The 24,824-nt window shown below is 45.8% G+C and carries 25 protein-coding genes and 1 tRNA gene; 18 read left to right on the top strand and 8 right to left on the bottom strand.

Annotated elements, in window-relative coordinates; genetic code table 11:
• Positions 1–45: 45 nt before the first annotated feature.
• The 4 genes from ACHZCY_RS00535 (at position 46) to ACHZCY_RS00520 (ending at position 2,768) form a co-directional block, all read left to right on the top strand.
• Positions 46–408 (top strand): hypothetical protein, encoded by a 363-nt coding sequence (locus tag ACHZCY_RS00535; RefSeq protein ID WP_319547460.1) that lies wholly within the window; start codon positions 46–48, stop codon positions 406–408.
• Positions 408–809, top strand: coding sequence for a hypothetical protein (locus ACHZCY_RS00530; RefSeq protein ID WP_205220595.1), 402 nt, complete (start codon positions 408–410; stop codon positions 807–809). Before ACHZCY_RS00535 ends, ACHZCY_RS00530 begins: the two co-directional genes overlap by 1 nt.
• Positions 810–1,041: 232 nt before the next feature.
• Entirely contained in the window at positions 1,042–2,136 is a 1,095-nt protein-coding gene (gene mtnA, locus ACHZCY_RS00525; protein ID WP_205220594.1) for an S-methyl-5-thioribose-1-phosphate isomerase, read from the top strand.
• Positions 2,136–2,768 (top strand): class II aldolase/adducin family protein, encoded by a 633-nt coding sequence (locus ACHZCY_RS00520; protein ID WP_394713346.1) that lies wholly within the window; start codon positions 2,136–2,138, stop codon positions 2,766–2,768. Before mtnA ends, ACHZCY_RS00520 begins: the two co-directional genes overlap by 1 nt.
• A gap of 95 nt (positions 2,769–2,863) precedes the next feature.
• Here ACHZCY_RS00520 and feoB read toward each other — a convergent pair whose 3' ends face one another.
• The 6 genes from feoB to gltX all read right to left on the bottom strand — a co-directional run bounded on the left by feoB (position 2,864) and on the right by gltX (position 9,789).
• A complete protein-coding gene (feoB, locus tag ACHZCY_RS00515; RefSeq protein WP_319547458.1) occupies positions 2,864–5,038 on the bottom strand; it encodes a ferrous iron transport protein B in 2,175 nt (724 codons plus the stop codon).
• A gap of 145 nt (positions 5,039–5,183) precedes the next feature.
• Positions 5,184–5,363: a FeoB-associated Cys-rich membrane protein gene (locus tag ACHZCY_RS00510; protein ID WP_205220592.1), complete on the bottom strand. Its 180-nt coding sequence runs from the start codon at positions 5,361–5,363 to the stop codon at positions 5,184–5,186.
• Positions 5,364–5,415: 52 nt separating this feature from the next.
• Positions 5,416–5,673 carry a FeoA family protein gene (locus tag ACHZCY_RS00505; RefSeq protein ID WP_205220591.1) on the bottom strand — a complete coding sequence of 86 codons (258 nt, stop codon included), beginning with the start codon at positions 5,671–5,673 and terminating at the stop codon, positions 5,416–5,418.
• Between the two features lie 620 nt (positions 5,674–6,293).
• Positions 6,294–6,524, bottom strand: a complete 231-nt coding sequence (locus tag ACHZCY_RS00500; RefSeq protein ID WP_205220590.1) for a FeoA family protein — start codon at positions 6,522–6,524, stop codon at positions 6,294–6,296.
• A 67-nt stretch (positions 6,525–6,591) separates the two neighbouring features.
• Complete coding sequence (locus ACHZCY_RS00495) at positions 6,592–8,283, bottom strand: glutamine--tRNA ligase/YqeY domain fusion protein (protein ID WP_319547457.1); 1,692 nt, start codon at positions 8,281–8,283, stop codon at positions 6,592–6,594.
• A 21-nt stretch (positions 8,284–8,304) separates the two neighbouring features.
• Positions 8,305–9,789, bottom strand: coding sequence for a glutamate--tRNA ligase (gene gltX / locus ACHZCY_RS00490; RefSeq protein ID WP_319547456.1), 1,485 nt, complete (start codon positions 9,787–9,789; stop codon positions 8,305–8,307).
• A 547-nt stretch (positions 9,790–10,336) separates the two neighbouring features.
• Between gltX and ACHZCY_RS00485 the strand changes: the two genes are divergently transcribed.
• The 14 genes from ACHZCY_RS00485 to murA all read left to right on the top strand — a co-directional run bounded on the left by ACHZCY_RS00485 (position 10,337) and on the right by murA (position 21,574).
• Positions 10,337–10,657 (top strand): DUF1844 domain-containing protein, encoded by a 321-nt coding sequence (locus ACHZCY_RS00485; protein WP_205220587.1) that lies wholly within the window; start codon positions 10,337–10,339, stop codon positions 10,655–10,657.
• A 20-nt stretch (positions 10,658–10,677) separates the two neighbouring features.
• On the top strand, positions 10,678–11,583 hold the full coding sequence (gene ispE / locus ACHZCY_RS00480; RefSeq protein WP_319547455.1) for a 4-(cytidine 5'-diphospho)-2-C-methyl-D-erythritol kinase: 906 nt from the start codon (positions 10,678–10,680) through the stop codon (positions 11,581–11,583).
• A gap of 32 nt (positions 11,584–11,615) precedes the next feature.
• Positions 11,616–11,690, top strand: a tRNA-Gln gene (locus tag ACHZCY_RS00475).
• A gap of 89 nt (positions 11,691–11,779) precedes the next feature.
• Positions 11,780–12,718: a ribose-phosphate pyrophosphokinase gene (locus ACHZCY_RS00470; RefSeq protein WP_205220585.1), complete on the top strand. Its 939-nt coding sequence runs from the start codon at positions 11,780–11,782 to the stop codon at positions 12,716–12,718.
• Positions 12,719–12,770: 52 nt separating this feature from the next.
• Positions 12,771–13,328, top strand: coding sequence for a 50S ribosomal protein L25 (locus tag ACHZCY_RS00465; protein WP_205220584.1), 558 nt, complete (start codon positions 12,771–12,773; stop codon positions 13,326–13,328).
• Positions 13,329–13,405: 77 nt separating this feature from the next.
• On the top strand, positions 13,406–14,005 hold the full coding sequence (gene pth, locus ACHZCY_RS00460) for an aminoacyl-tRNA hydrolase (RefSeq protein ID WP_205220583.1): 600 nt from the start codon (positions 13,406–13,408) through the stop codon (positions 14,003–14,005).
• Between the two features lie 182 nt (positions 14,006–14,187).
• The gene (locus ACHZCY_RS00455; RefSeq protein ID WP_319547454.1) at positions 14,188–14,667 is read left to right on the top strand and encodes a CarD family transcriptional regulator; all 480 of its coding nucleotides are present in this window, start codon (positions 14,188–14,190) and stop codon (positions 14,665–14,667) included.
• A gap of 62 nt (positions 14,668–14,729) precedes the next feature.
• Positions 14,730–15,665: an RluA family pseudouridine synthase gene (locus tag ACHZCY_RS00450; RefSeq protein ID WP_205220582.1), complete on the top strand. Its 936-nt coding sequence runs from the start codon at positions 14,730–14,732 to the stop codon at positions 15,663–15,665.
• Positions 15,662–16,264: a dephospho-CoA kinase gene (gene coaE, locus ACHZCY_RS00445; RefSeq protein ID WP_319547453.1), complete on the top strand. Its 603-nt coding sequence runs from the start codon at positions 15,662–15,664 to the stop codon at positions 16,262–16,264. Before ACHZCY_RS00450 ends, coaE begins: the two co-directional genes overlap by 4 nt.
• Positions 16,265–16,668: 404 nt before the next feature.
• Entirely contained in the window at positions 16,669–17,916 is a 1,248-nt protein-coding gene (gene rho, locus ACHZCY_RS00440) for a transcription termination factor Rho (protein WP_205220580.1), read from the top strand.
• 94 nt (positions 17,917–18,010) lie between these two features.
• Complete coding sequence (rpmE, locus tag ACHZCY_RS00435) at positions 18,011–18,220, top strand: 50S ribosomal protein L31 (protein ID WP_205220579.1); 210 nt, start codon at positions 18,011–18,013, stop codon at positions 18,218–18,220.
• Positions 18,221–18,299: 79 nt separating this feature from the next.
• On the top strand, positions 18,300–19,370 hold the full coding sequence (gene prfA / locus ACHZCY_RS00430) for a peptide chain release factor 1 (protein ID WP_205220578.1): 1,071 nt from the start codon (positions 18,300–18,302) through the stop codon (positions 19,368–19,370).
• A gap of 13 nt (positions 19,371–19,383) precedes the next feature.
• The gene (gene prmC, locus ACHZCY_RS00425) at positions 19,384–20,238 is read left to right on the top strand and encodes a peptide chain release factor N(5)-glutamine methyltransferase (protein ID WP_319547452.1); all 855 of its coding nucleotides are present in this window, start codon (positions 19,384–19,386) and stop codon (positions 20,236–20,238) included.
• Positions 20,239–20,290: 52 nt separating this feature from the next.
• Positions 20,291–21,574 (top strand): UDP-N-acetylglucosamine 1-carboxyvinyltransferase, encoded by a 1,284-nt coding sequence (gene murA, locus ACHZCY_RS00420; RefSeq protein ID WP_205220576.1) that lies wholly within the window; start codon positions 20,291–20,293, stop codon positions 21,572–21,574.
• Here murA and ACHZCY_RS00415 read toward each other — a convergent pair.
• Both ACHZCY_RS00415 and ACHZCY_RS00410 read right to left on the bottom strand, forming a co-directional pair.
• Positions 21,564–23,282, bottom strand: coding sequence for an ATP-binding protein (locus ACHZCY_RS00415; RefSeq protein WP_319547451.1), 1,719 nt, complete (start codon positions 23,280–23,282; stop codon positions 21,564–21,566). The two genes, murA and ACHZCY_RS00415, sit on opposite strands and share 11 nt — an antisense overlap.
• An 81-nt stretch (positions 23,283–23,363) precedes the next feature.
• The gene (locus tag ACHZCY_RS00410) at positions 23,364–24,740 is read right to left on the bottom strand and encodes a sigma-54-dependent transcriptional regulator (protein WP_319547450.1); all 1,377 of its coding nucleotides are present in this window, start codon (positions 24,738–24,740) and stop codon (positions 23,364–23,366) included.
• Between the last annotated feature and the right edge of the window lie 84 nt (positions 24,741–24,824).

Below are 24,824 nucleotides of genomic sequence, written 5' to 3'. Positions count from 1 at the left end.
ATATCGCAAATAAATAAATGTATTTCTTAGGGTGAAGGGGAAAAAATGTGTAAAAGAAAGTTGATCCAGTGTTTTTTGGGTATTGCCGGTCTTGCTATCATCGTTGCTCTGTCTGGTTGTGCTAAACAGAAAACATACGGGGCCGTAAAGTTCACAAGTAATCCTGCCGGAGCAGAAGTCGTCAATCTCAAGGATGATGCAACATTGGGAAATACCCATACCCCGTTGGTCGTTTTCTGGGAGGCTGAAGAAGGTAAAGCGGAATATGTGACCGTGCAGTTGCGCAAGGCAGGTTATAGGGAGGAGATTACCTCCTTTTGGGTTAATACGAGACATGAGACAAGAGAAGACGCCGAGCAAGAAGCGCAGCCTATTATTGTTGATTTGATTAAAAGGAACAAGAAGTAATGAATAGACAAAAGAGTATTTCTTCGACCACCATTGCCAAATGTTTGCTTTTCGGGGTAGCTCTAACCACGCTGGTTATATCTGGTTGTTCTTCCAAAACAGCTACCGTACGTTTCAAAGTGAACTCGGAACCTGAAGGATCCCATGTCGTGTATCAGGCGTCGGGCAAAGATTTGCCATGCGCCGGCAAATGGATTTATCTCGGTAATACCCCACTGCGAGGCGTACACCAGTTTAGCGAAAAGCAGCTGGAGAATACGAGTAAGATCACTATGAAAGTCATCCATGATGGCTATCTGGATCAAACAAGGGAATGGGATGGGCCGAGTTTTTGGGAGGAAGCCGAAGGGCGGGGGGTCATCTTTTGGACCCCCGAGCTGATCCCATCGTCAGGGCAATAGGGGAAGCGCGTGGTTTATATTATTGGTAACCATTCAGCGAAGATCTAAAAAATGCCAATCTACCCCGAACTGTAACTATTCAGTCGTGCTCCAAATGTTCACGAGCTGACCAATGTAGCAGATAAGTCTCGTTTCGATACATCGGTATACTGGCCGGGCAAATCGTGGAGAGTTAAGGTGATGCTGAATAGTTGCCATTCTTTTAAAACTCTTTTTCCAATGAGTAAATGATATGCTGGTAAACGGGCAAAGTTTTCGATCCATTTGGGTGGAAACGGAAGGGGGAAGCGTCAATATAATTGACCAGACAAAATTGCCTCACGAATTTGTTATCCACTCCCTTGCCACTGTGGAAGATGCCATTGTTGCTATTACAGATATGCAGGTACGAGGGGCTCCGTTAATCGGCGCTACTGCTGCTTATGGTATCTGTCTCGGGCTCCGTGAGCAATGCACACAAAATCAGCTTGAACAAATCAGTCGGCGTCTGATCAGCTGTAGGCCCACGGCGATCAACTTGCAGTGGGCGGTCGAGCGGTTAAACACCTTGCTGAGTAAACATTCGGCAAAGGACTGGCTTGAGTATGCCTATCAGGAGGCTGCGCTGCTCTGCGAAGAAGATTGCGAGGTTAACAAGGCAATCGGCAATCATGGCGCAGCTATTATCGAACGTATTTGGCAGCAGAAGCAGCGGCAAGGGCGGGTAGATATACTTACCCACTGTAATGCCGGGTGGCTGGCAACTGTAGACTGGGGGACAGCACTGGCGCCTGTGTACAAGGCCGCTCAAGCTGGAATTCCAGTTCATGTCTGGGTGGATGAGACCAGGCCGCGAAATCAGGGGGCCCACCTAACGGCCTGGGAATTGCAGGCAGCAGGAATTGATCATCACCTGGTGGTTGATAATGCAGGGGGACACCTGATGCAGCGAGGTATGGTGGATCTCTGCATCGTGGGAACAGACCGGACGGCAGCAAACGGCGATGTGTGCAACAAGATCGGAACGTATCTTAAGGCATTGGCTGCTGCAGACAACAATGTTCCTTTTTATGTAGCTTTGCCCGGTTCAACCATAGACTGGGCGACAGGGAATGGAGTGAAAAATATCCCCATCGAAGAGCGGGGCACAGAAGAAGTGTTGTTTGTCCAGGGGAGGAGCGGGGCCGGCACCGTAGAGTCGGTTGAAATCGCCCCCCAGGGAACATGTGCCTATAACCCGGCCTTTGATGTTACCCCCGCACATTTGGTTGCCGGGCTTATTACAGAACGGGGCGTTGCGGAGGCAAACAGTGAAGGTTTACTTGCCCTTTATCCGGAAAAGAAATGATGTCTGAGAATGAGCTGCGTGAGCAGCTGATAGCAGCTGCAATGGCCATGAATAACAGTGGCTTGAATCAGGGAACTTCCGGCAACCTGAGTGTTCGAAGCGGGAAAGGTTTTTTGCTTACCCCCTCAGCTCTTCCTTATGAGCAGTGTCAGCCACAGGATATGGTTTTGGTGGATATGGCGGGACAGTGTTCCGGCATCCGCAAGCCGTCTACAGAGTGGCGGATGCATAGGGACCTGTACGTCGAGCACCCTGACATAGGTTGTATCCTTCATGCCCATGCCACGTGGTGCACGATTCTGGCCTGCCTGGAGAAGCCTATCCCTTCTTTTCATTATATGGTGGCGATTGCTGGTGGAGATAGTATTCCACTGGCGCCGTATGCCCCCTTTGGCAGCCAGGAACTTTCCGATTCCCTGTTACTTACCCTGCAAGGACGACGCGCCTGCCTTTTGGCTCATCACGGAATGGTTTGTTTTACCAAAGATCTTGAAAATTTGCTGCCACTGGCAATCGAAATAGAGGCACTTGCAAAAATGTATGTCCAGGCCTTACAGATAGGCCCTCCGCCTCTTTTGTCTGCGGAGCAGATGCAGGATGTACTGGAGCGATTTGGATCATACAAACCATAAAATAAGGGCCATCTGCATTGAACAAATAGCCCTTATTTTCTGCTTGTTTCATACCCTAATCAGTGGTGGCATGTCGCAAAGTACACCTCAATAGGTTATCCCAGGTTGAGCAGCATTCCTATTTGATACACAGTCACTGCCATTATAAAGGCAAACGCGGTATTGAATGCCATTGAAAAAAAAGCCCATTTCCAGGATCCTGATTCCTTGGCAATACATATGACTGTTACAAAACAAGGAGCGTAAAACATTATAAACAGAAGCACTGCCAGGGCAACAACCGGATTCCATGCAGGATCACTTGCAAGACGCCGGGTTAAAGAGGTAGGCTCCTCGGTGGCAATATCACCTATGGAATAGGCCGTGCCAAGAGTTGAAATAATGACTTCTTTTGCGGCAAAGCCACCAAGCAGAGCTATGTTTGTGCGCCAGTCAATGCCAGCTAGTTGGCTGGCAGGTTCGAGGGCAATGCCGATACGACCGGCGATGGAATGTCTCAGGCCTGCCGCAGCTTGTTCCGCATTGAGTGCATGCAAGGCTTTGGTGGTAGGCTCACCTGCGGGTTGATCGGATTGTTGAATGATCTGCTGACGTTTTTGTGCAAAGGATGTGACTTGGTCTTCGGGGAGTCCTGGGTAGGTCATCATTGCCCACAAGAGGACTGAGATGCCAAGAATGACTGTTCCTGCCTTCTTTATATATTGCCATGTCCTTTCCCAGGTATGGATAACAAGTCCGTTAATGGTTGGAAACCGGTAAGGAGGCAGCTCCATTACAAAGGGGGTTGATTCTCCGCGAAGGACAGTCATTCGTAAAAATTTAGCTGCACACAAGGCAACGATCCAGGAAATAACGGTTGCAAGAAACATATATCGAGCTTGATGATCGGCAAAAAAGGCCCCGATAAGCAGCGTTAGTACCGGCAGCTTTGCTCCGCAATTCATGAATGGCACGGTCAGCAGGGTTGCCATCCTTTCTTTTGGCGAACGAAGGGTTCTGGTCGCCATAACTCCCGGTACTGCACATCCTCCGGCGATCCCGCCGGAAATGATGAATGGCATCACCGAAGATCCATGGAGGCCAAAAGCATGGAAGATACGATCCATCATAAAGGCTACTCTGGCCAGATATCCGCTGTCCTCCAGGATTGCGATGCCAAAAAACATGAACATAATAATGGGAACAAAACCAAGCACGCCCCCAACCCCATCTATGACTCCTGAAATAAGCATGGATTTGAGGGGGCCGTCCGCTAATACGGAATCCACCGTGCTGCTCAGCAAGGCGAAAAAAGAGGCAAACAGTTCGACCAGAAAGGTGCTGGAGCTGAAGGTAAATGCATAGAGTCCAAAAAGGATCGAAGCCATGATTAACGGGCCCAGCACTCTATGGGTCACTATTTTATCGATTCGGTCTGAGGTGTAGAGCCTGTCCCCTACAAATTTTTCGGTAACGATATGCTGTCGCATGATGGATTTAATAAACCCATAGCGATGGTCGGCAATGACAGCCTCAGGGTAGACACCTGCGGTTTGCTGCAAATGGCCGGTCACTTGGGCGCAGTATTTTTTGAGCTCTTGTGTCGCTTCAGGATTGACAGCAGTTGATTTTTCGTAGACCTGCTCATCGTTTTCCAGGAGTTTAACCCCGGTCCAACGAGCCGGATATATGTCTGTCAGCAGAGCATGTTTATTGATAATGGGAACCATTTCGCTAAGAGCTTCATCAATATCTGAGCCATACCTGAGAAATGCCGGTTCAGGAGTTACTCCGCTTTGCGTGGCTGCGATGACGGTATCAAGCAGGTGGTCCACCCCTTTGCCTGAACGGGCGACAATGGGTACTACCGGTACTTTCAAAATTTCACTCAGTTTTTCTGCGTCTACAAGCAAACCCCTATTTTCAGCAACATCAATCATGTTGAGAGCGATAACCAGGGGGATTCCCAGTTCTAGAAACTGGCAGGTAAGGTACAGGTTTCGTTCAAGATTAGATGCATCAACAATGTTGATGACGATTTGCGGTTTTTCATTGATCAGATAGTCCCTGGCAACAAGTTCCTCTGAAGAGTATGCTGTTAACGAGTAGGTGCCGGGCAGGTCAACAATGCTGAGCCCTTGTTGGTTATGGAGGCAGCATCCTTGTATATGTTCAACCGTAATACCAGGATAGTTCCCCACATGTTGACGCAAACCGGTCAGGTAGTTGAAGAGCGTTGTTTTTCCGGCATTGGGATTTCCAGCCAGCGCAATATTGATAACTGTGTCCATGGGAAGGGTTCCTGAAAGTCAGAAGGTTGGGGCTGAATCGTTTATAAAGGGGTGCTATTGCAGCGCACTACGCAGATATTGCAATATGTTAACGTATATGTCTACGCAGGAAGATGGGATGGTTGCCTGAGCTTGCAGCATGATTTTAATGGTTTGTTTTTTTGTTACAAGCGTGGACGTTGGGTAAGCTCTCGCCGTCGTTATTACAGGATGAACAGCTGCCTCCACAGTGGCCTGTCGTCTGGGATGTAAATATTTTCCAGATTCTACGGACAATGAAGAGTACTGCAAAGCTGATGATAATAAAAACAATAACGCGCTGCATGTTTTTTGCGTCCTGTGGAGAAAGAACTTGTGTCTTGCGGCGGGAAGCGTTTTTACACCGGTGCCACCTGGATATTGGCAGCTGAAATGTCGTCTAAGCTGATGGTTCCGCCGTTAATTTTTACCATGCATTGGTTGCCGCCGCCTTTGCATAATAATTCTATTTCTTTACCAGGGGTGAGGCCAAGGTTGGCCATTTGGGCACATGTTTGTCGATCACCGCTGATTGAGCATACTTTCAGCTTGCTACATGAGCATGCTTCATGCAGCGGGTAAGAAGTGGAACAATGACCTCTTTTCTTTCCCTTCATGCATCGCTTTTTAACACCGTTAAAAAAACAGCATGTTTTTTGGAAGCGGTTGTTTTTCATGCGCTGTATATTCTACAAGGTTGTGCTTTAAAAGAAGTATGCAGGCAGTGAACTGTTTCACCTGATTTTTTATATCCTGCAACTATGCTTTCAGTAAAAAATACATGTGTTAGGTACACCAAACATTGGTCACTGTCAACAACTTTGCCAATGGTAAAAGTGTTGATGAGCGATATTAAAGCTCATCTGCTATCATTATCTTTTCGTCCAATCGCCACGAGTCTTGAGCCGGCCAAGGCATGCTTAAGTAAATCTTTGGACATGCGTATAGGTTGCGAAGGTGATGGTGTGCCTGTGATGCTACTTTTGAGCGTGTCTTTATCGCGTGCGAATAGCTAATCGTATTTCACAGAAGAAGGCTATCGTGAAGAAGTGGGAAAGGGTTTACTGTGAGCAGAACACTTTTGGATAGGTGGAGGTGCTTGTTGTAGAAGTCACACCGGATATTTCCCCCTCCCTTTGGAGAGTGACCGGATAGAGGAACTATATCCGGTCGATTGGGATTGGATTGTGGACGCTGGACTCTAGACGGAGCCGGCCTCCGGAAAGCACGAGGCGAGTTAAATCTCGACTTCAATAAAATCCGCTTCATTATTGCGGAGGGTCAAGGTGCTGCCCATCACCCGTAAGGCGACGGGGTCGTTGAGTGGTGCCCGTTGTTTTATGGTAATTTTGCTACCAGGTACTAAGCCCATTTCTCTGATCCGGCGGCCTAACTCACCGCCCGCTCGAACTGCAGAAATGGTACCGCTTTGGTTTATCGACATTTTTCTGAGATTGACGATGGTCATGGCGAGGATCTTGTGTGAGTAGTGATTATTTGGTTAGCAAAAAGAAAATGTGGCTTTATTTCAGCTGTTATTTTTTTCCGGCAAGCTTAGCCCAGCTGTCGCGTAATGTGACAATGCGATTAAACACCAGGTGTTGCGCCGAGCTGTCTTCACTGTCTATGCAAAAATACCCTTGACGTTCGAATTGGAACCTGTCGCTGGCTGACGCATTCGCAAGATTGGGCTCAAGGCGGCAATCGGTCAGTACTTGCAGTGAGTCGGGGTTTAAAAAATTCTTGAATGGTATTTCTTTGTCAGCGTCCGGGAATTCCTCGGTAAAAAGTCTGTCGTACAGCCGCACCTCAGCCTGCAGGGAGTGGGCTGCAGATACCCAGTGAATGGTACCCTTTACCTTACGACCATCAGGCGCATTTCCCCCGCGGCTCTCTGGGTCATAGGTGCAATGTAATTCTACGACTTTTCCGTTCTCGTCTTTTATAACCTTTGCGCAGGTAATCAAATAAGCATACCGCAACCGAACTTCTCTGCCCTCTGAAAGGCGAAAGAATTTCTTAGGTGCATTTTCCATAAAGTCGGAACGTTCGATGAACAGTTCCCTGGAAAATGGGAGCATGCGTTTGCCCATTTGATTATTTTGGGGATGATTTAATGCTTCCAGTGTTTCCGTTGAGTCTTCCGGATAGTTGGTAATAACGACTTTTAAAGGGTCAAGAACGCCCAGAACTCGAGGGGCGTTAGTATTAAGATCGTCACGGATCGCATTTTCCAGTATGCCCATGTCTATCCAGGATTCTCTTTTTCCAACCCCTATACCTTCACAAAAAGCGCGGATAGAGGCAGGGGTGTACCCCCGACGGCGAAGTCCTGACAGGGTGAGCATCCTGGGGTCATCCCATCCTGACACCAGCGAATTCTCAACTAATTCAAGTAGTTTTCGTTTGCTGGTAACCGTGTAGTTGATGTTGAGTCGAGCAAATTCAATCTGCTGGGGGTGGCAGGGTGTTTGTAGAGTGTCCAGCACCCAGTCGTAGAGTGGACGGTTGTTTTCAAACTCCAGAGTACACAGGGAGTGAGTGATATTCTCAAGCATATCCGACAGGCAATGGGTGAAATCATACATTGGATAGATACACCACTTGGCGCCGGTTCGATGGTGGCTGGTTTTCATGATCCTGTACAGAACTGGATCGCGCATTAAGAAATTAGGCGATGCCATATCGATTTTGGCACGAAGCACACAGGCTCCTTCATCAAATTCACCGTTGCGCATCTGCTCAAACAGTTGCAGGTTTTCGGCAATGCTCCGGTCCCGGTAAGGACTTTTTTTACCTGGCTCGGTAAGATTGCCCCGATACGTTCGCATTTCCTCACCGCTTAAGTGGCAGACATAGGCTTTTCCCATTTCTATCAGCTTAACTGCAAAGTTGTAGAGTTGGGTAAAGTAATCTGATGCATAATAGAGGTGTTCTCCCCAGTCATAACCAAGCCAGTGGACATCTCTTTTTATTGCTTCAACATATTCGGTGGATTCTTTGTCCGGATTGGTGTCGTCAAAACGGAGATGGCAGGTACCGTTGTTTTCGGCGGCAACTCCAAAATTAAGGCATATGGATTTGGCGTGGCCAATATGCAGGAAACCGTTGGGCTCTGGTGGAAAGCGGGTGGTGATTTCCTCGTGTTTTTTAGTGGCTATGTCTTCAGCAATGATTTGACGGATAAAGTCCAGCGGCTTGTCGGTTTTGGGCGTTTCTGTGTTCATGTGTAAATGAGAGCCTTTTTTTCAGGTAGATGGATAGAGACGGCTGATGTCACTCAACCTCATTACAACCTTATCTTGGCCAAGGGTGGTGAGTATGTCGAACATGGAAGGACCAGCTAACTGGCCGGTAAGTACCGTACGCATCCCGTTGATAAGGATTCCTGGTTTAATAGCTAGTTCGTCTGCTAGTTCTCTTGTGGTCTGTTCGGCGGTCTCTTGATTAAATGTGGAAAGGTCGGCAAATCTTTTGCTTAACTCTTTGAACCATTGGACCAGGTCAGGGTGTTTAAGGACATTTTTTTTCAATGGTTTTTCTTCGATATCATAGCTGTCTGAAAAATATGCTCTGCCCAGAGACGCAAAGTCGTTAAGCGTATGAAAGCGGTCTTTGATCAAGTCCAGGGTGGCCAGGTACCAGTCACGCCTTTCTGCTGCATAGGAATCGTCCCAGAGTTCGCAAGCTTTCAATTTTTCTTCAACCAGTTGGCCAAGGACCTCTGTGTCGATGGTTCGCAGGTAATGCTCGTTTATTGCGATAAGTTTTGGGTCAGTGAAAAATTTTTGATCACCGGGACGGTAGTTAAAAACCGAATTGACCTTACTCATTCTTTCTAAAGTAAAGACCTCTATAAGCTCTTCACGGGAAAAGAACTCCTGTTCGGTTCCTGGATTCCAGCCAAGCAGGCAGAGGAAATTGCACAAGGCCCAGGGGAGAAAACCTTTGTCTCTGTAAAATTGAACGGCGACCACTTCACCATGGCTCCGTTTAGAGATTTTCCGTTTCTGGAGATCAAGGGTTAACGGCATGTGTGCAAAAACGGGCAGGGGCGAACCAAGCGCTTCATATAAAAGAATTTGACGGGTGGTATTGGTCATGTGGTCCTGCCCTCTTATAACATGCGAAATTCGGTCACGAATATCATCCACAACATTGCACAGCAAGTAAAGAGGTTTCCCGTTGGAGCGGACAATAACAAAGTCTTCAATTTCACTGTATGCTCTTTCAATAGTTCCAAGTACTTTATCGTGGTAAACGAGGGTTCCTTTTCGTTTCGGTACCTTGAAGCGAATCACGTAGGGAATGCCTTGTTGTTCTTTGGCGGTAACTTGCTCCGGAGTGAGGTTTCGGCAGGTACCGTCGTAGCCGACGGTTGTTTTTTGGGCAAGGGCTTGTTCTCGTTTTTCATCAAGCTCTTCTTTTGTGCAAAAGCATTTATAGGCGTTCCCGCCGGCAAGGAGATTTTGAGCGGCCTGTACATGGTCGTTGGCGAATTCTGTTTGAAAATAAGGGCCTTCGTCCCAATCCAGGTCGAGCCAGCGTAGTCCTTCAAGAATGCCGTCGATGGATTCTTGAGTCGAACGTTCCGTGTCTGTGTCTTCAATGCGAAGGATGAGTTTCCCATTGTGTTTTTTGGCAAAAAGCCAGTTGATTAAAGCTGTTCGGGCTCCGCCAATATGCAGGTAACCAGTTGGGCTTGGGGGAAAACGAACGCGAACATCTACCATGGGGGGACTCCTGATTATGTTAAATGGGTATAGGTGAAAAAGGATGAGGCGCAAGTAAAAATAACATGTGATGCATGGAATCGTTTGTGTTCTGAAGAATTATTATTGCATGCAATGCTTTGATTGTCTGATTTTCAATCAAAAGAGTTTCTTTATCTATACTCGGCGACAAATAAAAGACTTAACATATAGCTCTTCACCGGTGAATCTTCAAGGGGAAGGTACAAGGATTTTTTTTTTTGTGTTTTGTTGGGATTCTATCGCCGGTAAAAAGGGAGCCGGTCGGCGTGGAATTTTAGTGATTATGCAAAAGTATTTCAGCGTATTGTTAGCTTTTATCGATAAACGTGACCTGAGCAATAAGAGCGGTGACTGGCTGCCAGGCAAGAGCAGGTTGAAGCTGTGTTAGTCCTGTCAATATATTTTATATGTTGTGAGAGGCCGGTAATGGCATTATACTGTGATGTTGTTGCTGTAAAGGTGGATGACGCTGGGGGGACGTGTTTCTTGCCGGCTGATACAAGGAAAAAAGAGTGAAGAGTGAAATATGATTGAAAATCTTTCTAGTTGCGATGAATGTCCCGAAGGGATGGTAAAGAATGAAGCCGGGCGTTGTGTCATGCCACAGGTTACGTTTACCTCGTTTATACTCTCGTTAAACACGTCAGCCTTGTTTCACATGGGAGAGTTGCCCCACCCGGAGAGCGGTGAGAAGGTTGTTGACAGCGATTTAGCTAAACACACCATAGATACTCTTGGTCTGCTTGCAGAAAAAACAAAAGGTAACCTTGAAGTCGACGAACAGGAGCTTTTGACCAGAGTGCTGTATGATTTAAAAATGAAATTTGTGAGTCTTCCCCGTCCGTAAAGGTGGCAATAGGGTAAAGTATGGAGTGCTCCGCATCTATTCAAATAAAGGCGCCTGCAAAGATAAATTTTTTTCTCAAGGTGACCGGCAAAAGAGCGGATGGGTATCATACCATTGCTTCTTTAATGCAAAAGGTGACTTTGTATGATCATCTGGAGCTGCGTCTAGTCGATTCCAGCGGAATTATCCTGCATTGCCCCGATAATGTGCTACCTGCAGATGATACAAATCTTGCCTACCGAGCAGCACAGATTTTTTTGCAGTCAGCACAAGCGCGACTCAGCACTTCTGTGTGTGGGGTAGATATCACTCTTGTGAAGAAAATTCCCATTGCAGCAGGTCTAGGAGGGGGGAGCAGTGATGCCGCTGCTGTCCTTTTGGGGCTTAATTCGCTTTTTGCGGATTTATTCTCCGAACGGGAACTTGCAGGCATGGGGCTGCAATTAGGTGCGGACGTACCTTTTTTTGTTGACCGCAGTGCCGCATGTTGGGCGGAAGGGATTGGCGAGCTATTAGACCCTATTGCCAGCTTTAAAGATCTTTCCATTGTTTTGGTGAATCCAGGTTTTTCTGTGTCGACTAAGCAAGTCTATGAAAATTTTATATTGACAAGTGATAGAAAAAGTCTTATTGTTGCCGACTCGCGTATCGAGTTGTGGAGGCACGCATGGCAAGAGAGTGTTGCTCGCCAGGTGTTTCCATACGCTTCGTTACTGAATGATTTAGAGCAAGTGACAATTCGCATGCATCCCGAATTAGAGGGCATTAAAGAAGACTTGGTAGCTCACGGAGCACTGGTTGCGATGATGTCTGGTTCCGGGCCAACGGTTTTTGCAGTATTTGAAGACCGTCAGCGGGCGCAGGAATGTTGTCACTTTTTTAATAAACAATATGGTTCGGTCTTTGTTACCTCTCCATTCGCCTAAGTTTGGTATTGAGAAAAATAATGCAAAAAGGTTGGGGCGTCGTCAAGCGGTAAGACACAAGGTTTTGATCCTTGCATTCGGGGGTTCGAATCCCTCCGCCCCAGCCAGTCTATTTTTCTGAGTATCCCTAGGTGCTTGCCACCATATTTTCCTCTCGCCGGATTGGTGTCCGGTAGCTTCGCGCGAGAAATACATTATGCCCAATATAATGAAAATATTTACAGGGAATGCCAATCCGGCTATTGCTGAAGAAATTTGTAACTATCTTGACATGCCCCTAGGGGCAGCAGAAGTGAAGCAATTCTCTGATGGTGAGACTTCTGTTGAAATAGGTGAAAATGTTCGTGGAGCCGATGTCTTTGTGATTCAGCCCACATGTCCGCCTGTCAATGATAACCTGATGGAACTCGTCATTATGGTTGACGCGCTCCGTCGTGCTTCTGCTAGACGGATTACTGCTGTTTTGCCCTATTACGGATATGCAAGGCAGGATCGTAAAGTGAGGCCAAGGGTACCTATTACAGCTAAAGTTGTTGCAGAGATGCTGACGGCGGTAGGAACCAGGCGAGTTTTAAGTATGGATCTCCATGCCGGTCAGATTCAGGGTTTTTTCAATATACCTGTAGATCATCTGTATGCTGCACCCATCTTGTTGAAGTATATCAGAGATAAATTTGAAAATGTTGTGCTTGTCTCTCCCGATGCTGGAGGCGTAGAGCGCACAAGAGCTTTTGCGAAAAGACTTGATGCTTCGTTGGCAATAGTGGATAAGAGAAGAGAGAAAGCTAACGAATGTGAAGCATTGCATGTTATTGGCGATGTCGCCGGTAAGACGGCCATTATGCTTGATGATATGGTGGATACAGCAGGAACACTTTGCGGCGGTGCCGAGATTTTAAAGGCAAAAGGGGCAAAAGAAGTGCACGCCTGTTGTTCCCATGCTCTTTTGTCCGGTCCTGCCATAGATCGCATAAATGCCTCAAGTCTTAAGTCTCTGTTGGTGACTAATTCCATCCCTTTGAGACAGGAAGCGCAGGAGTGTGAAAAAATTACAGTGCTGTCGGTTGGTGCATTGCTTGGCGAAGCAATCAAAAGGATTCATAATGAAGACTCCGTCAGCTATCTTTTTGTATAGTTAAACGTAAATATTTTTTTATATCAACCCGGAAGTAAGGGGGAGGCTTTCCATGTTACAAGTCGATATGGCAGCGGCGATACGCACGGTTTTTGGCAAAGGACCTATGCGCCAGTTGCGGATGAATAATACGACACCGGCAAATTTATATAGTGGTGGCGGCGAGGCTGTTTCTTTGCAGGTTGACGCCGGTGAACTCTTTAAAAAATTACTTTTCGTCCAAGGACGTAACGCAGTCGTCACCCTTGTGATAGATGGCGATAGTAAAGATAAACGCTATGTAATCGTGCAAGAGATTCAAAAGGAACCGGTGTCCGGCAGCATCGTGCACGTTGATTTTCTAGAGATTGAGCTGGACCAGCAACTTGAGTTTGTTGTGCCTATTGATTATGTGGGTACAGCCAAGGGTGTTGATTTGGGCGGTGAACTTAATGTTTTTAGGAGTAATGTTAAGCTCCGTGGTTGCCCCCTTGATGTACCGGATACCATTGAGGTTGATATTACACCTTTAGAGCAGGGTGGCGCGGGTGTCACCTATGGTGATTTGCCGGTTTCCGAGAAATTGACCATGCTTGAAAAACCTAATGTAACCTGTGTTGTTGTTTATTAGTTTTTTTTGCTGACAGCGAACTCTTCGTATAGCTGAGCCGGTAGGAACCTACCGGCTCTCTTCTATTTGCCTTGTTCATGGCTTCTCCTTACCTGCTTGTCGGACTAGGTAATCCCGGTCCCAAATACCAAACAACCCGCCATAATATCGGGTTTATGATGTTGGAACATCTTGCCCGGTTGAACAATTGTCATATTGATAAAACCAAAATGCAGGGGCGATATTGCAAACATCGCATTGCAACGAACCAGGTTTTATTTTTACTGCCGCAGACATATATGAATTTGTCAGGTGCATGTGTGCGTCAATTTGTCGATTATTTCAATGTCCCTTTGCAAAACTTGCTTGTTATCCATGACGATATAGATCTCCCTTGCGGCAGGATAAAAGTGGTTGCAAAAGGTGGCGCGGGTGGACATAATGGGATTAAATCTATTGCCCAACATCTTGGATCCACAGCAATAAGTCGTATAAAATTTGGTGTAGGCAGACCGACGATTGAAAGTGGTGTTGAAAAACAACCTGTGGACAAATATGTTTTATCTGGGTTTTCCAAGTCTGAGCAAAAAATAATAGATGACAGAGCATCCATAGTAGTTGATGCAGTTGATATTTTTCTGAAACAGGGTATTGGGCCCTGTATGAACTTGATTAATTGCAGAGCCAAAAAAGAATAAATCCTGACGAATGATGCCTTCGAGTTTTCCCAGCTTTTCGTGGACGGTAGGTTAATTAGTACATTCGTAGCTCCGTACTTTCCTATTCAGGAAAAATATGGTAATATAGTATTTTATGTTCATTAAGATACACACTCATTCTTAGTGCATATCCTGCATTCTATCTTATTTGGAGGATCAACGTGTTTTCAGAAGGCGATATGGCTGTATATCCTGCACATGGTGTTGGGCTGATTCAGGCCATAGAAACACAGACAATTGGTGGTGTTGATCAGAGTTTTTACGTCATGAAAATTTTAGATAATGACATGACTATCATGATTCCGACCGCGACCAGTGATAATGTTGGGCTTCGTGCTATTATCTCAAACGATGAGGTAACAGAGGTCATCGGCATCCTCAAGGAACGTGATATCAAGATCAATGCACAGACTTGGAACCGTCGTTACCGCGATTACATGGAAAAAATAAAAACGGGTTCTGTCTTTGAGGTAGCAGTTGTTTTACGTGACCTTTTTCTCTTGAAAGAAGACAAAGAACTGTCCTATGGTGAACGGAAAATGCTCGATACCGCCAAAAGTTTACTGGTAAAAGAATTGTCCCTAGCCAAACACACCGAAGAAGAACAGGTTGAAAAACAAATCGAAAAATTGTTTGTTTGAGTGACCGTCCTTTTTTGCTTATCCTTTCTTTACAGGCTGTCCACGGGACAGTGAATTGACCCGTGGACCAAAGAAACTTTCAGCATGTTGTTCAACCCGTTGAAGAAAAACAACGTCTGGACCACTATCTAGTTCGAAAATATCCTGACTTCTCGCGCTCATATATAAACAAACTCATTCTTTCTCACCATGTTGTTGTTGGTGGAAAAGCTGTCAAAGCGGGGCATAAAGTCCGTAGCGGGGAAATGATTGATATTCATATTCCTCCACTTGCGCAATCTGAGCTACAGCCAGAGGATATTGCTTTTGAGACCTTGTTTGAGGATGAGCATCTGCTTGTTATCAGTAAGCCGCCGGGATTGGTTGTCCACCCCGCAGCCGGGCACCACAGCGGTACCTTGGTCAATGGGTTGTTATACCGTTACCGAAACCTGCCGCAATTAGACGGCGGCAGGCCAGGGATTGTCCATAGACTAGACAAAGATACGTCAGGTGTAATGCTGGTTGCTAAAACGGAAATGTCATTACGTAGGCTGGCTGAAAGTTTTAAAGAACGGCAAATTCACAAGATCTATTACGCTGTTTTGCTCCGTTATCCTGGGGACGAGGATGGACGAATTATTGCTCCCATAGGCAGGCATCCTGCCAATCGTAAAAAAATGTCGATCAGGCCGATTAAAGGTCGGTATGCAGTTTCTCAATGGCATATTATAGAAAGATATGGCAATGGGATGTGTCTAGCAGAAATTACCATTGAAACGGGACGGACCCATCAAATTCGGGTCCATATGGCCTCTGTGAAAGCGCCTGTTGCCGGGGACGAACTTTACGGAGGTAAAATCGGTGTGCACACTCCTGGTATGCCATGCAGGCAAATGCTCCACGCTTCTTGTATTCAATTCAATCATCCTGTGTCCCTTGAACCTATGCAGTTTCTGGCACCTCTGTGGCCTGATATGGAAGAGGTTGTGCAGACTTTGAGGGGGCTTGACGTTTGAGTACTCGAATTGTTGGGATAACAGGTGGTATCGGTAGCGGTAAAAGCTGTGTAAGTCGCTTGCTCGCCAGTTATTGTAACATCCCGTTGATCAATATTGATCAACGTTGCAAGGATCTGCTTGAAAAGGGGGCACCTGGTTGGCAAGCGCTTCACGCCAACTTGAATGCTACCTTTTTTGATGAGAAGGGACGACTGAACCGATCTGTACTTCGTGACGCGATTTTTAATAACCACGTATTGCGAAAAAAAGTGGATAGCCTGCTTCATCCGCTGGTGCAAGTTCGGTTACAAAAGGAAATTACAAGTCTGAAAAGTTCTTTTGCTTTGGTAGAAATCCCTCTCCTGTATGAGGCAGGCTGGCAGGATGATATGGATTGCGTTGTGGTTGTTTACGTTCAACCAGAACTCCAGTGCCAGCGGATAATGCTCAGAGACGGCGTCAGTAGGCAACAGGCAACTGCTTCCATTGCCTCGCAAATAGACCTTGCACAGAAAAAGCAGGCAGCAGACCATGTTATTGACAACAGCGAAGCATGGACTACGACCCGTAAGGCTGTCTTAGTACTTGCAGAGCAGCTTGAAGATCATTATTTGTAATGAAATTTGTAGAAATAACTTGACAGTAGTACCATTACCCAATATTTACGTAGGAACATTTCGACGAATCAGCTTGTTGTCTGTTGACTTCTTGTTCAGATATTTCATAGAATCAAATATAATAATTATACCGTCGGTAAAGTAATACTGAACCGGTATTTAATCTAGATTATACAACACCATTCCAAGTCTATTCCCGCCACAGCTATTCAACTGAATACTATCTATATTTATATAAATAACGATCACCTTTTTTAAGGCTTTCGGTGTGTTAGCATTTTATAGGGATTTGGCGGTTCAGTAGCTTTTAAACGAATCTTTGTTTGTATCCCGTGCAATGCTGCTTTTATGCACTTAAGCATGAACAGCATTATCTTATGACCACATGGAGGAAAGACCGGTCAATGAATCCCACTGAGTTGAAAAATAAAAAAATTAAGGAACTTGTTGCGCTTGCAGCTTCTCTAGGTATCGAAGGCTATAGTACCATGAGAAAGCAGGAATTGATTTTTGCACTCCTCAAAGCTCAGGCCGATGAGGATGGTAAATTGAGAGGCAGCGGGGTACTTGAGGTCTTACAGGATGGGTTCGGTTTTCTTCGTGCACCGGATTACAATTATCTCCCAGGTCCGGATGATATCTATGTCTCTCCCTCTCAGATTCGAAGGCTGAACCTGAGGACCGGCGATACCATTGAAGGTGAAGTAAGGGCGCCCAAAGATAATGAGCGCTATTTTGCCCTGCTTAAGGTCGATCGGATCAATTATGAAAAGCCGGAAGCAGCTAAAAATAAAACAGCTTTTGTCAATCTTACTCCACTGCATCCCGATGAGTTGATAGACCTTGAAACCGAGCAGGATGAATTATCCATGCGGGTTCTTAATATAACCGCTCCGCTTGGTAAAGGGCAGAGAGGGCTTATCGTGGCTCCTCCAAGGACCGGCAAGACGGTTTTGATGCAGAAAATAGCCTCTTCCATAGTGCGGAAGCATAAAGACGCCCATCTTATTGTGCTGCTCATTGATGAAAGACCTGAAGAAGTTACTGATATGAAGCGCTTTGTTGATGCAGAAGTTGTCAGCTCAACTTTTGATGAGCCTCCTCAACGTCATATTCAGGTTGCGGAGATGGTCATCCAAAAGGCAAAGCGATTGGTTGAACATAAAAAAGATGTTGTTATTTTGCTTGATTCCATTACGCGTCTTGCCAGAGCATACAATACGGTCACCCCAGCTTCTGGAAAAATTCTTTCCGGCGGGGTTGAGGCCAATGCGCTTCAGCGGCCGAAAAAATTCTTTGGGGCAGCTCGTAACGTAGAAGAGGGCGGTAGCTTGACTATCCTAGCTACAGCACTTATAGATACCGGTAGCAGGATGGACGAGGTCATTTTCGAAGAGTTCAAGGGAACCGGCAATATGGAAATTGTTTTGGATCGGAAAATGGCTAATCGTCGTATTTACCCTGCCATTGATATCCTCAAATCAGGAACTCGTAAAGAAGACCTGCTTCTACCACCAGATGATCTTAACCGAATTTGGATATTACGTAAGTTACTGTCCTCAATGAATCCTGCAGATGCTATGGAGTTTCTCTTGGATAGAATGAGACAAACAAAAAATAATGAAGAATTTTTTGCCTCTATGAACAGGTAAAAAGTGCTTTAAAAAAACAGCAAAAGGTGTATATTGCTAATCTTTTGCTTTATTTTCAAATTATGCGCTATACTCTTAGAAGGAGTGAAAACCTATGAAACCCGATACACATCCAGAATACCATAAGATAAAGGCAGTTTGTGCCTGTGGTAACGAATTTGAACTTGGTTCTGTAGAAAAGGAAATGAAGGTGGAAATTTGTTCAGCCTGTCATCCGTTTTTTACCGGAAAACAGAAGTTGGTTGATACCGCCGGACGAATCGAGAAATTCAAGAAGAAGTATGCTGGACATTTGAAAAAGTAAGAAAGCAATTTCTACTTCATATCCACATGACTCCTGATAGGGGACATGTGGATTTTTTTTATTTGGGACACCACTGACCATGTTTGAAAATCTCCGCGACATTGACGAAAGACTGAGTGTTCTTGAACATCAACTGTCTGATCCGCAGTTGGCTAATAACCAAAAAGCATACCAGGAGGTCGTGCGTGAGCATTCTACCGTATCCAAACTGGCAGGTCTTTATGGTGAATATAGTCGTCTTGTAGAAGAGCAGGGCGAGCATAAAGCAATGATTCGGGATGAAGACGAAGATCCAGACATGGTTGAGCTTGCCAAAGCAGAATTGGAGGAAGGGGGGAAGCGGATAACCGAGCTTGAAGCAGCTATTCGAGTTCTGCTGTTGCCTAAAGATCCTAACGACGAAAAAAATATTTTTCTTGAAATCAGGGCCGGTACAGGTGGTGATGAAGCAGCCCTGTTTGCTGCTGATCTTTTCAGGATGTACAGCCGGTATGCTGAAGCTCAGGGGTGGCGAGTAGAGGTAATGAGTTCCAATCCTATTGGTATCGGCGGGTTTAAGGAAATTATTGCTCTGGTAAAAGGCAATAACGTGTATTCCCGTTTAAAATATGAGTCAGGTGTCCACCGTGTACAGAGAGTGCCCGACACCGAGACCCAAGGTAGAATACATACTTCTGCTGTGACCGTTGCTATTATAGCTGAAGTTGAAGAGGTTGATCTGCACATTGAACCCAATGAGTTAAAGTTTGATGTCTACCGTTCTTCCGGACCAGGTGGACAATCTGTTAATACAACAGATTCTGCCGTGCGAGTCACCCATCTTCCGACGGGATTAGTCGTCACCTGTCAAGATGAAAAATCCCAGCACAAGAATAAGGCCAAGGCATTGCAAGTTCTCAGGGCTCGCCTTTCTGATAAATTAGAACTTGAAAGACAGAGCTTGATTTCCGAGGAGCGAAAGAGTCAAGTCGGGAGCGGTGACAGGAGCGAACGAATTCGCACCTACAATTTTCCCCAAGGACGAGTAACAGACCACCGAATCAACCTCACCGTCTATAAATTGGATCAGATTATTTCCGGCAATCTGGATGAGGTTATTATTCCTGTTATTACTCATTTCCAGTCAGAAGCTCTTAACATTGCGCAGTAGTCTTCCGCGCTCTATGAAAATAACAAGCCTCCTTGATGAGGCAACCCATCGGTTACAAAAGGCCGGCATTGAAGAATATACGCTTGATGCCCGCCTGCTTTTGCAATTTGTCACTCATTGGTCGCGCAGTGAATTGTTCTTAGCCTGTGATAAAACAATTGAACCGGCAACATGTGACGAATTTTTGTCGTTGATTGATCAACGTTGTCAGCGTATTCCACTCCATTATATTACCGGAGTTCGTGAATTTTGGTCTCTTGATTTTCATGTCTCGCCATCAGTACTTGTTCCCAGGTCGGAAACAGAATTTTTGCTGGACCATGTCCTGGCAAGGCTGGAGATCAGGCCGGGTCCGTTCAGAGCAATGGACATGTGTACAGGTAGCGGGGTCATTGCCGTGGTGTTGGCCTTGGAGCTTGGTTGCACTGTAACTGCAATTGATATTTCACCTTTAGCGTTGACCGTGGCTGCCCAAAATATCGCCCGCCATAATTGTGAGCATCTTGTGCAGCTCGCAGCAAGCGATTTTTTTTCTGCTCTGCAACATTCGGCAAGATTTGATCTCATCGTCTGTAACCCACCTTACATACCTGATAATGATATTCCCGCGCTCCAGCCGGAAGTGAGTCAGTTTGAACCGATGCTCGCCCTTGCAGGAGGATCAACCGGGCTTGATTGTATTAAACAGGTTATATACCAGGCAAAAAAACACTTGACCCACGGTGGATGTATTTTTTTTGAGATAGGTGCCGATCAAGGCCAACATGTGATTGAGCTTTTTAGGGCCGCTGGTGATTACAAAGAAATCGCCATTGTTCCTGACTGGTCAGGACGCGATAGAATTGCCAAGGCGTGTTTTTGTGGCTGATTTTTTTGTTGCTATGGCATTGGGGTGCCGGTGACTACTATAACGAGGATATATGGATAGAATTAGATTAAGTGGTGGCAACTCCCTCTATGGTACGGTGGCTGTCAGCGGTGCGAAAAATGCTGCCTTGCCGCTTATAGCCGCCACATTGCTTGCGCCTGGTTGGCATACCCTTGAAAACGTCCCGGATCTCAGAGATACCAGAACCATGCTCAAGTTATTAGAGATTCTTGGCGCCGAGTGGGAAAGGGAAGGGAAAAGGGTAAGGATCAATACCGACAATTTATCCGGTACCGAAGCTCCTTATGAATTGGTGAAAACCATGCGTGCCTCAGTATTAGTACTAGGACCGCTGCTTGCCCGCTTGGGCACAGCTCGGGTTTCCTTGCCCGGTGGATGTGCAATTGGTGCGCGACCGATTAATTATCATCTCCAGGGGTTTGAGCAACTGGGTATTACAACCAGTCTCAACGAAGGATATGTTGAAGCTAAAGTCGAAAACAGATTACAGGGTGGCAGCGTCTATTTCGATAAACCATCGGTCACCGGCACGGAAAACATTCTGATGGCCTCTGTCTTCGCCCAAGGACAGACAATTATAAAAAATGCTGCCAGGGAACCGGAAATTGCCAATTTGATTGATATGTTGACAGCAATGGGAGCTGAGATTGAAGGAAAGGGGAGCGACCGGTTAACCATTAACGGGGTGACTCGACTTAAGGCGACTGTCTCGTCAATTATCCCAGACCGTATTGAAACCGGAACCTACATGATTGCTGTTGCTGCAGCAGGAGGAAAGGTTGAAATTCAAGACTGTGTGCCTGCTCACCTGCCGGCATTAACAGAAAAATTATTGCGCTGTGGGGTTGATATAGAGGTTGGAGAAAGCAGTCTCAAGGTATGTTGCCCTATAAGCAGGAGCGAAAATCGCTGCCAATTAAAGAGTGTCGATGTTACAACCTTGCCCTACCCTGGTTTCCCCACCGACCTGCAAGCGCAATTTATGGCGCTGATGGCCTTGGGCAACGGTACTGCTGTGATCCATGAAACCATTTTTGAAAATAGGTTCATGCATGTCGCTGAACTGGAAAGGATGGGCGCGGATATCAAGATCGATGGGGCAAGTGCCATTGTTCGTGGTGTCGGACGCCGGGGATTGAGTGGCGCTCAGGTGATGGCAACGGATCTTCGGGCATCTGCTTCCTTGGTTGTCGCAGGACTGGCAGCAGAAGGGGAAACCGAGATTTCCAGAATATACCACTTGGAGAGAGGGTATGAAAATATGGTGAAAAAGCTGGCCGATCTTGGTGCTGATATTCATCGCATCAGTGAGTAATCACCTCTGGGTGCGGTAGAAAAAGCCGTATGATGCATCCATAGTCATTGTCACTGTCAATTTCAATGATCCCGTTATGGTTATCAATAAGCTGCTTGACAATGGCCAATCCTAAGCCTGTGCCGTCTTCACGGGTGGAAAAAAAAGGGGCGAAAACCTTCTTCTGTAACATCGTTGGAATGCCTGGTCCTGTATCACAAACTTCTATACAGGTGTAATTTATGTTTTTTCTGTTGGTTTCAAAGGCACGGATTGCGACCTTGACTGCCTGTTCTGCGTCCGAAATAGAACGAGTGTTATCAATCAGGTGCGTCAGTATGGTTTGAATCTGTTGCTGATCGCCCCAACAGTTCAAGTGGATTTCTATGTCTTTGACCACATTTCCCAGCTCAAACTGTTCGTAAAGAGGCATAGTTTTTTCGGTTACCTCAGTTATCAGGCGGTCTAGGTCAAACCACTTCTGAGCTGCAGCTTCTGGTCTTGCAAACTGAAGAAAATCCGTGATGGTTGTAGCCATCCTTTTTGATTCCCGTAGAATGATTCCAACCAGCGTCTTGCCGGTACCTGTCTTGGCTATGTCGTCTTCATCGTAGTCCATTGCTAAGATCTGAGCTGAGCCGGAAATGGCTGCCAGGGGGTTGCGGAAATCGTGGGCAATCGAAGCACTGAGTTCCCCTATTGCGGCCATTTTTTCCGCCTCCCGCATCTGTTTTTCCATGAGCTCAATTTTGCTGATATCCTGAAGCGTTACCACTTTGCAGTAGGAATGACCATCATCGTTTTCAGATGCTGCGGGAACGCCTAATTGGGAAAAAGAATAGCCAACCCGAATGACCGTTCCGTCACTTCTTTCCATGTGGCAGACATTACGTTCTTTGTCACCAGTAAGTTGTATTTCTGGAAAACAGGTATGAAGATCAATGCCCATAACACGTTTTGTCGGACAGCCGGTGATGCGTTCTGCTGCATTATTATAGGAAGTTATAATGTTTTTTTCATCGGTGGTAATGATGCCTGTGGTGATATCGTCAAAAATTTGTTTATACAGAAGAGAAAGGCGATCAAATTCAAGAACTGTTTTGGAAAGTTCTTTTTCCGTACGTCGTAAACGACCGGCCAGCTGTCCACTGATGATCGCTATTACAAAAAAAGTAATACCGTAAACAGCAAAGAGATTTAAAACAGTGAAAAGATCAAGTGGTGGTTCATAAGCGGTATTTTGGAAATAACGCGGGACAGCGCCGACGTATTCCACCCCCAGCACGATAGCGTAGGAAATTGTTGCCGCTGCAGCCGGAATGAGGCCCCCTAATTTGTAGAGGATTAAACCACCGACTATAATAGGGAGAATGAAAAGCGGCGTGAAGATGGAGTGGCTGCAACCGCTCGCGTAGACAAGCAGTGCTGTGAATCCAATATCGGCCAAGAGCTGAATGACCCCGAAACGTTTCAATGATAGAGCGGTGCGGCGTACAATAAGTACCGAGCATACCGAAAAAAAGACAACGACAACCAGAAATGCAATAGATATTTGCAGGTTAGGCAGGATAAGATTATGGGCCTGGATATGAAAGATCGATGGTACTGTAACCAGTAATGTGAAAAGGCATACTCGTACAAAAATAAATGAAAGAATATGCTGCTTAAGCTGCTGGTCACTATCCTCAACAGGTATAAAATTGTTGAGCCAGTTATGGATGGCGTTCACTGTATATGAGTATCGATTAAAGAAAGAAGGAAAACTGCATGCGAAAAACTGACCTGTTGCTCGCTAATGTAAGGGAACACGTCAGTCTATTTCATATTTTTTTGTTTTATAACGTAAGCTGCGAAAACTGATTTTCAGAAGATCTGCTGCGCGCATCTTTGAGTTACCAGCCTTATCAAGTGCATGAAGAATCATTTCCTTTTCTAATTGGTACAAGATATCTTCCATGCCACGCTCAAAGAGTTCATTTTCATTCATTGCAGCGACAAAAAGCGGCTGCTCGAATTTTTCTAAAGGTTGCTGCTGATTACGACGATGTATGGAAAGCATCAGGTTTTCAGGAAGAATAATGTTTGATGATTCCAGCGCCACTCCTCGTTCAATGATATTTTCCAGTTCCCGAACATTACCTGGAAAGTCGTACTCCATGAGAACTTCAAGACCATACGAGGAGATGGTCTGTACACCCTTGCCTAGTATTTTAGCGTATTTCTTTAAAAAATGTTCTACCAAGAGGGGAACGTCACCTATGCGTTCTCTGAGTGGCGGCACCCGAATGGGCACAACGGCTAATCTGTAATAGAGATCTTCTCTGAATTTTCCGGAAATAATTTCTTCCTCTAAAATTCGATTGGTTGCTGCGATAATTCTAACGTTAACACTGCGTGTCTTGGTGGAGCCAACAGGCATGAATTCTCTTTCCTGAAGTACTCGCAACAGTTTCGTTTGAATAATTGGGGTGAGTTCACCTATTTCATCGAGAAAGGCAGTACCTTGGTCGGCCAATTGGAAGAGTCCGGCTTTGTCGGCAATGGCACCTGTAAAGGAACCTTTAACATGTCCAAATAGTTCGCTTTCAAGCAGGCTTTCGGGAATGGCGCTGCAGGTAATGGGAACAAACGGTCGGTCGGCAACCCTGGAACGATTGTGAATGGCTTGGGCAACGAGTTCTTTTCCTGTCCCTGATTCTCCGTAAATTAAAACATTGGCCGGCGTTGGAGCAATTTTTTTGATGAGATCAAAAATTTTCACCATTTCCTGACTTTGACCAATGATTTCAGGAAAACTGTTATCTTGTTCCTGGTCACTGACGGTACTTTTTTTGGACAGGCCGGAACGGATGACATTTTTTATTTCATCCACATTGAAGGGTTTGGTGATGTAATCAAATGCTCCGTTTTTCATGGCAGTGACGGCATCGTCAGGACTGGCAAAGGCGGTGATCATTATCACCCCGATATCACTGTCGATCTCTTTGACTGCAGCAAGCAGGTCCAGACCACTCATGCCAGGCATGCGAATATCTGAAATAACCAGGTCAACAGGATGTTTGCGTATGCTATCTATTGCCGTCTTTCCGTTCGGAGCAGTGAAAACCTTGTATCCTTCTTTTTCAAGCAGAATTTTGAGAAATTCGCGCATGCTCAGTTCATCGTCAACAACGAGCAGGGATGCCATAAAATACCTATAAAATATCCACTATTTCAGCTGATTGTAATATACCCGCAGTTTAGCCGTAACAGCTGCAGGAGTCAATTGTTA

Origin of the sequence: Desulfogranum marinum (genome assembly GCF_963675105.2) — a bacterium.
GTDB lineage: Bacteria > Desulfobacterota > Desulfobulbia > Desulfobulbales > Desulfobulbaceae > Desulfogranum > Desulfogranum marinum.
Note: the sequence above shows the minus strand (reverse complement) of the source record. Positions and strands in the feature narration are given on the sequence as shown.

Excerpts from the sequence above, each read along its gene's own strand:
- pth (WP_205220583.1), top strand. The coding sequence starts at position 13,406 with ATGGCTTCTCCTTACCTGCTTGTCGGACTAGGTAATCCCGGTCCCAAA.
- prfA (WP_205220578.1), top strand. The coding sequence starts at position 18,300 with ATGTTTGAAAATCTCCGCGACATTGACGAAAGACTGAGTGTTCTTGAA.
- ACHZCY_RS00535 (WP_319547460.1), top strand. The coding sequence starts at position 46 with ATGTGTAAAAGAAAGTTGATCCAGTGTTTTTTGGGTATTGCCGGTCTT.
- ACHZCY_RS00485 (WP_205220587.1), top strand. The coding sequence starts at position 10,337 with ATGATTGAAAATCTTTCTAGTTGCGATGAATGTCCCGAAGGGATGGTA.
- ACHZCY_RS00520 (WP_394713346.1), top strand. The coding sequence starts at position 2,136 with ATGTCTGAGAATGAGCTGCGTGAGCAGCTGATAGCAGCTGCAATGGCC.
- ACHZCY_RS00510 (WP_205220592.1), bottom strand. The coding sequence starts at position 5,363 with ATGCAGCGCGTTATTGTTTTTATTATCATCAGCTTTGCAGTACTCTTC.
- gltX (WP_319547456.1), bottom strand. The coding sequence starts at position 9,789 with ATGGTAGATGTTCGCGTTCGTTTTCCCCCAAGCCCAACTGGTTACCTG.
- murA (WP_205220576.1), top strand. The coding sequence starts at position 20,291 with ATGGATAGAATTAGATTAAGTGGTGGCAACTCCCTCTATGGTACGGTG.
- rho (WP_205220580.1), top strand. The coding sequence starts at position 16,669 with ATGAATCCCACTGAGTTGAAAAATAAAAAAATTAAGGAACTTGTTGCG.
- ACHZCY_RS00410 (WP_319547450.1), bottom strand. The coding sequence starts at position 24,740 with ATGGCATCCCTGCTCGTTGTTGACGATGAACTGAGCATGCGCGAATTT.
- mtnA (WP_205220594.1), top strand. The coding sequence starts at position 1,042 with ATGCTGGTAAACGGGCAAAGTTTTCGATCCATTTGGGTGGAAACGGAA.
- prmC (WP_319547452.1), top strand. The coding sequence starts at position 19,384 with ATGAAAATAACAAGCCTCCTTGATGAGGCAACCCATCGGTTACAAAAG.
- ACHZCY_RS00505 (WP_205220591.1), bottom strand. The coding sequence starts at position 5,673 with ATGAAGGGAAAGAAAAGAGGTCATTGTTCCACTTCTTACCCGCTGCAT.
- rpmE (WP_205220579.1), top strand. The coding sequence starts at position 18,011 with ATGAAACCCGATACACATCCAGAATACCATAAGATAAAGGCAGTTTGT.
- ACHZCY_RS00465 (WP_205220584.1), top strand. The coding sequence starts at position 12,771 with ATGTTACAAGTCGATATGGCAGCGGCGATACGCACGGTTTTTGGCAAA.
- ACHZCY_RS00495 (WP_319547457.1), bottom strand. The coding sequence starts at position 8,283 with ATGAACACAGAAACGCCCAAAACCGACAAGCCGCTGGACTTTATCCGT.
- ACHZCY_RS00470 (WP_205220585.1), top strand. The coding sequence starts at position 11,780 with ATGCCCAATATAATGAAAATATTTACAGGGAATGCCAATCCGGCTATT.
- ACHZCY_RS00530 (WP_205220595.1), top strand. The coding sequence starts at position 408 with ATGAATAGACAAAAGAGTATTTCTTCGACCACCATTGCCAAATGTTTG.
- ACHZCY_RS00500 (WP_205220590.1), bottom strand. The coding sequence starts at position 6,524 with ATGACCATCGTCAATCTCAGAAAAATGTCGATAAACCAAAGCGGTACC.
- feoB (WP_319547458.1), bottom strand. The coding sequence starts at position 5,038 with ATGGACACAGTTATCAATATTGCGCTGGCTGGAAATCCCAATGCCGGA.
- ispE (WP_319547455.1), top strand. The coding sequence starts at position 10,678 with ATGGAGTGCTCCGCATCTATTCAAATAAAGGCGCCTGCAAAGATAAAT.